The following is a 6,005-nucleotide window of genomic DNA, read 5'->3' as shown; positions in this document are numbered from 1 at the left end:
GGGGAGCAACGTACTTTGGCCTCGATGCTCACCTTGAATGAAGCGCTTCATGGGTGACCCTTGCGATGGAATCGCCCGAAAGCATAGCAAGGGTTCGATCAGACGTTTTTACACACTCTGGGCCGGGAGCGGGCGTTGGTAGCAGGCAGCTATCGACCCAAAGCGACCGGTTGCGACAGGCAGAAGTCGGCCAAAAGCAGCCATTAGCCAGCCATACATGCAGGTGTCCGCTGATACAGAGTTGACGTATTCGTGCCGCCTATTGGTTGATGCGTCGACGGCGCGCACACAAGAGTCACCATTTACAGGTGCTTTAGCGCTGAATCTTCAGGTGAGCCAAAAATTGAATCGGTGGGCGCCAGCCCAACGCCCCTTAGTGTGAGTTGGGCTGGCGCATGAAAGTATTCATACCGTACGGGAACAGCATGCTGTCCGTGGAATAAGTGTGAAGTCTCAGCGCTGTGGCATGCCCATATGCTGCTGATGCTGCATCATCTGATCCATCATCATCTGCTGCATACCCATGTACCTGTCCATCATGTATTGATGCTGCTTCATCTGCTCAGGCGTCATCTGGGAGTAGTGGCTGCCCATTTGATCCCAGCCCATCATGTGACCCCCACCCATCATCTTACCGTTACCCATCATGTGGCCACCGCCCATCATCTGACCGTCACCCATCATGTGACCGCCCTTCATGCCCCCTCCGCAGCACCCCATCATTCCGCCACCACGCATTCCGTTCATCATGTGCATTCCTTGCTGCATCATGGTTTGGTGCTCTTGCATCAGTTTCTGACGCTGTGCAGGGTCGCTAGCTTTCTGAATTTGGCTCATTTGCTCCTGCATTTTCTTCAGGTTTTCTTGTGCCTTCGCCATCTCTTGATCAAATTGCTCAACGCTCATTGGCTGCTGTTGAGCCTGGCTGGTGGCGCTGGAGTCCTGCTGCGCAAAGGTTAAGGCCGGAAAAAGCGCAGCCGCCAAAGCGAAGGCGGCGAGTTTTGGTGCTTTCATTGCTCAGTTCCTTGCAGGTGAAAGTGGGTCGTGGGGTGAGTCACCAGTAGTCAATATAGACCTCGAAGACGGGTGTAGCCTGATGCAGGTCAAAAGTTGACCCCGTACCTGCTACAGGTTGTATTAAAGCTGCCCCGACCAAGGAGGTTGCCTGGGGGAGCGAATTTTCAGTGGCCAAGAGGTATTGCTCTCTAGGTGAGCAGCCCTGTCTGGGCATGGCGTGCTTCAGTAGCTAAAGCCATTTGCCGCCAAAGCTGCCCAGCGGCGCTGACGGTGGGCGTAAAACTGACGCGCAAAAAGCCACACGAACGGGGTGAGGATGCCGGCCTCGATAGTCACGCGATCTCGGTAAAGCGTTCCGCCACTCACTTCTTGAGCCGTAATGACGTGATCCCACTTGGTGATCAGCGGGCTATAGCCGTTGTCTCTAAGCATGAAGGTCTGAGCGTTTTCCATCTGCGGGTAGGTAATCACAATCGCCTGACGGCCAATGGGAAGTACGCCGAATAACTTCAGCTTGACCCAGTAGGTGCCCTCGCTCCAGGTATCAGGAAACTCAGCCGGAGCCAGCGGGCTGAAACTCAATAAGGGTGAAGCAACCTGACGCAGCAGGCGTGGTGTGCGCACCTGGGCGATCACCTCTGCAAGTGGGCACGGCAGTTGGGTGGCGAGATCGACTTGCATGGGCGCAATCACCGGCTGGATAGGTTTTGCTCGTCACTCGCAAGCAAGGTCTGGAGTTCTTCAGGAACCGGCATGGGCTTGAAAGCACTGACTCTGGAGCGGCCTGTATTGCCGAGGGGCACCCAGATTCTGGAGAACAACAAGGCCGCGAAAATGCGCGGTATTTGCCCGGCCACCTCGCGATAATCGCCAATCTGCCAACCGAGCGTGAGCATCAGCCAGTGTGATCTGGCGTGCGGCAAGGGCTGGCGTTGAGTCAGGATGTGCGCACGCTCCAGCCATTGAAAGGCCTCGGTATTACGCCTCTGCTGCATGGCGTGCTCGGCCTGTTGAAAGGCTTGTTCAATTGCAAGTTGCAATGCTGCTTTCATCTTCAATCCTCCGTTCCTACTTTTTAAGCAGGCGCAGGCCGTTGAACACCACCAGCAGACTGACACCCATGTCTGCAAAGACTGCCATCCACATCGTCGCCTGTCCCGTTAGAGTAATGGCGAGAAACAGAGCCTTGATCCCTAACGCCAGCACGATGTTCTGCTTGAGGATGACGGCGGTCTGTTGGGACAGGCGGATAAAGGCCGGGATCTTGCGCAGGTCATCATCCATCAAGGCTACATCCGCAGTTTCGATAGCCGTGTCCGTGCCGGCAGCGGCCATGGCGAACCCGATTTCGGACTTCGCCAGCGCCGGCGCATCGTTGATGCCATCGCCGACCATCCCAACAACGTAGCCACGCGCCTGCAATGCTTCAACGGCCTGCAATTTGTCGACTGGCAGGAGATTACCGCGTGCTTCGTCGATGCCCACTTGCTGTGCGATGGCTTCTGCGGTGTGCGGGTTATCGCCGGTCAGCATCGTGGTCTTCACACCCAGCGCATGAAGCTCCTCGATTGCCTGGCGGCTGGAGTCTTTGACGGTATCGGCAACCGCGAACAGGGCAATGGCACGCTGCGGATTGCACAACACCACCACTGTTTTGCCTTGGCGTTCGAGACGTTCCAGCGTCGCCTCCAGCTCGGGTGAGCAGAGGCCAAGCTCTTCCACCAGACGGTGGTTACCCAGGTGGAAATCCATGCCATCAATGGTGCCCCGTACACCTCGACCCGGCAGGGCTTCGAATCCCTCAACGGTAGCGAACGTCAGGCCATTCTCAGTGGCATGCTTGGCTATCGCTTGCGAAACCGGGTGGTCAGAGCGACTGGCGAGGCTGGCAGCATGGGTGCGATTGAGTTCTGAGTCCTGTTCAACCAGCGGCATGTAGTCGGTTTGCACGGGTTTGCCATGGGTAATGGTTCCGGTCTTGTCGAGGGCCAGGAAGCCAAGCTTGCCGCCAGTTTCCAGATAAACGCCGCCTTTGATCAGGATGCCTTTGCGTGCAGCCGCAGCTAAACCACTGACAATGGTGACAGGTGTCGAGATGACCAAGGCGCAAGGGCAGGCAACCACCAGCAGTACCAGGGCACGGTAGATCCAGTCGTACCAGGGCTCGGCCATGAAGAGTGGCGGCACGATGGCGACAGCCAGGGCGAATAGGAATACGACAGGGGTGTATACCTTGGCGAATTGATCGACAAAGCGCTGGGTCGGCGCGCGTGAACCCTGCGCCTCCTCGACCGCGTGAATGATACGTGCCAGCGTGGTGTTGGCAGCGGCGGCCAGGACGCGGTATTCCAAGGAGCCGGCTTCATTGATGGTTCCAGCAAAAACCGGATCGCCAATGGTTTTCTCTACAGGCAAGCTTTCCCCTGTGATCGGCGCTTGGTTGATGGTGGAGTTGCCGGCAGTAACCTCGCCATCGAGGCCGATTCGCTCGCCCGGTCGAACCCTAACCAATGCGCCTACGGCGATGGTTTTAACGTCAACTTCCAGCCATGTGCCATCAATCTGCTGCACCGTGGCGCGCTCTGGCGTCAGATCCATCAGGCCACGGATGGCATTGCGAGCCCGATCCAGCGACTTCGCTTCGATCAACTCGGCGACAGAAAAGAGGAACATGACCATGGCCGCTTCTGGCCATTGCCCAATCAGCACCGCACCGGTCACCGCGATACTCATCAGCGCATTGATGTTCAGGTTGCGGTTCTTCAGCGCGATCCAGCCCTTTTTATAGGTCGTCAGGCCGCAAAGCAGAATGGCGAGCAGCGCCATGCCAGCCACAGCCCAATCTGGCGCAAGCTCGGCAAAGTGGATCACTTCCGCCGATACGGCGGCCACCCCCGATAGCGCCAAGGGCCACCAGGCCTTCTTGCGCGGGGTGCCTTGCGCTTCTTCGTTTGCTGCTGCGGAACCCTCAACCACTGGCGTGAAACCAAGCTCGCGAATAGCTGCCAGTGCTACTGGCAGGGCTTCTGCTGAGTGGCTGAGCGTCAGTACACGTTGAAGCAGGTTGAACTCCAGCGCACTGATACCGGGTAGTGAGGTCAGCTTGTCGCGGATTAACTTTTCTTCCGTTGGGCAGTCCATCTGTTCGATTTTGATGCGGGCTTGCCCTTCAGCAGATAGCGGCTCTGCTTGCATGCCCAGGGACGAGATCGCCGCTTCGATAGGCGCGGTCGACGGCAAGCTGTGCCATACCCCAAGAATCCGATTGATCAGGTTGAAGTCGAGCTTATCGATGCCTGCGAGCTTGCTCAGTTTGTCCTGAATCAGCGTCCGCTCGGTAGGGCAGTCCATTTGCGCAATGCGGAAGCTACTGAGCCTGGAGCCGGTTACGGTATTTACCGCTGTAGCCACTGTGGCAGAGCAGTTGCTTGCTTCGTTGGCGTCACAGCAGACATCCTTTGAAACCGCTTCAGGTTTGTATTCGTCACCGCAGCAGCCAGCCATGAAGGTATCCTCATTGATCAGTTGTGCAGAGTGAACACCCTGAAGCCACTTCAGGGTCAAGCGTTTGTCGAAGAGGTGCTTCATGAAAATTGGAGAGCTGGCCAAGCTTGCCGATTGCCAGGTTGAAACGGTTCGCTATTACGAGCGTGAGGGGCTGTTGCCGGCTCCGGCTCGCAGTGAGGGCAACTACCGCCTTTACAGCAGTGAGCACCTTGAGCGGCTTACGTTCATCCGTAACTGCCGAACACTGGACATGACCCTGGACGAGATCAGAAGTTTGTTGGCGCTGATGGATCGGCCAGAGGGAAACTGTGAAGGTGTGAATAGCTTAGTGGATGAGCACATTGCGCATGTGCAAGCGCGCGTGACCAGCCTGCTGGCCCTGCAACAACAGCTGGTTGAGTTACGACACCGTTGCGCCTCTGAGCGGGGCGTAGACGAGTGTGGAATTCTCCAGCGCCTGAACACCACTGGCGGAGTCAGTGCGCTTCCGGATGACGGGCACACCCATGTTGGGAAAAGCCACCGTCATTGACCATCGCCTTAGAAGAGCGCGGAAAAGTAGTTACAAGCCCCCGGCGCGATTCACGTTGTAGTGGCCACCCCCGGCCTTAATGGGAGCTTCGTCATCAAGATGAACCGCCCAGCTCGATAGCTGCTGTGCATACTGGTTGCAACGCCAAGCTGCTGACAAAGTTCGGCCCTGAGCCGCTGCTAGAACTGGTGCAGAGCGAACTGCAAAAAGTGCGCTAAACATAGCGACTGGCGCAAAAGTCATGGCTGCTTAATCGGGAGTTTTTATGCGAGCACTGGAAAACAAGATACCCCCGCCGGTTGTGACCGCTCTGTTTGGGCTGTTGATGTGGCTGGCCGCCCGCTATGTGCCGGGCCTCGACCTGGCGCATTCAGTGCGGGTACTGGTGGCGCTGCTAGTGGTGGCCGTTGGCGTTTGCTTCAGCGTGGCCGGCGTACTGTCGTTTCGGCAGGCGCAGACCACCGTCAATCCGCTGAAGCCTGAAACCGCATCGGCACTGGTGCGCTCGGGTATCTATCAATACTCACGCAACCCGATGTACGTCGGCTTTGCCCTGTTGCTGCTGGCCTGGGCCTGCTACTTGGCCTCACCAATTGCCTTGTTTGGGGTACTGGGGTTTGTGCTGTATATGAATCGCTTCCAGATCAGGCCCGAGGAGCGTGCTCTGATAACTCTGTTCGGCAGCGAGTATTCGGCTTATCAAACCCAGGTTCGCCGCTGGCTTTAACATTAGTTTGTCCATCGTTTAGAGTCGCCATCTGGAAGACAGCGGTCTTCCAAAGCAATAGTTCGTGGCAACGGCCTAGAAGTTGAATGGCCGCTTTTGGCCCAGAGCGTGTAAAAACGCTGCAAGCCGGTGTTCGGTGCGCGGCGATCCCTGTCGGCTGACTGACAACGCTGGTCGTCGCCCACAGAGCGCATTAGTAGCGGCCAGGACGTGTCTCGACCC

6 protein-coding genes are annotated in these 6,005 nt (G+C 57.2%); 2 read left to right on the top strand and 4 right to left on the bottom strand.

Translation table 11 applies throughout. The annotated features are described in order from the left end of the window. Window positions 1-453: 453 nt before the first annotated feature. The 4 genes from CW305_RS06560 to CW305_RS06545 all read right to left on the bottom strand — a co-directional run bounded on the left by CW305_RS06560 (window position 454) and on the right by CW305_RS06545 (window position 4,368). A complete protein-coding gene (locus tag CW305_RS06560) occupies window positions 454-1,014 on the bottom strand; it encodes a hypothetical protein (protein ID WP_017246267.1) in 561 nt (186 codons plus the stop codon). Between the two features lie 225 nt (window positions 1,015-1,239). Further along, window positions 1,240-1,698 (bottom strand): hypothetical protein, encoded by a 459-nt coding sequence (locus tag CW305_RS06555; protein WP_017246266.1) that lies wholly within the window; start codon window positions 1,696-1,698, stop codon window positions 1,240-1,242. 8 nt (window positions 1,699-1,706) lie between these two features. Further along, entirely contained in the window at window positions 1,707-2,069 is a 363-nt protein-coding gene (locus CW305_RS06550) for a DUF3703 domain-containing protein (protein WP_017246265.1), read from the bottom strand. A 16-nt stretch (window positions 2,070-2,085) separates the two neighbouring features. Beyond that, window positions 2,086-4,368: a heavy metal translocating P-type ATPase gene (locus CW305_RS06545; protein WP_017246264.1), complete on the bottom strand. Its 2,283-nt coding sequence runs from the start codon at window positions 4,366-4,368 to the stop codon at window positions 2,086-2,088. A gap of 235 nt (window positions 4,369-4,603) precedes the next feature. Here CW305_RS06545 and cadR point away from each other — a divergent pair, with 235 nt between their 5' ends. Together cadR and CW305_RS06530 are read left to right on the top strand one after the other, a co-directional pair. Continuing rightward, window positions 4,604-5,056, top strand: a complete 453-nt coding sequence (cadR, locus tag CW305_RS06540) for a Cd(II)/Pb(II)-responsive transcriptional regulator (RefSeq protein ID WP_017246263.1) — start codon at window positions 4,604-4,606, stop codon at window positions 5,054-5,056. A gap of 265 nt (window positions 5,057-5,321) precedes the next feature. Then, entirely contained in the window at window positions 5,322-5,783 is a 462-nt protein-coding gene (locus CW305_RS06530) for a methyltransferase family protein (protein WP_017246261.1), read from the top strand. Window positions 5,784-6,005 lie beyond the last annotated feature (222 nt).

It is taken from the genome of Stutzerimonas kunmingensis, assembly GCF_002929225.1.
Classification (GTDB): Bacteria; Pseudomonadota; Gammaproteobacteria; order Pseudomonadales; family Pseudomonadaceae; genus Stutzerimonas.
The sequence above is the reverse complement of the archived record's forward strand: the minus strand, read 5'-3'. Positions and strand labels throughout refer to the sequence as shown.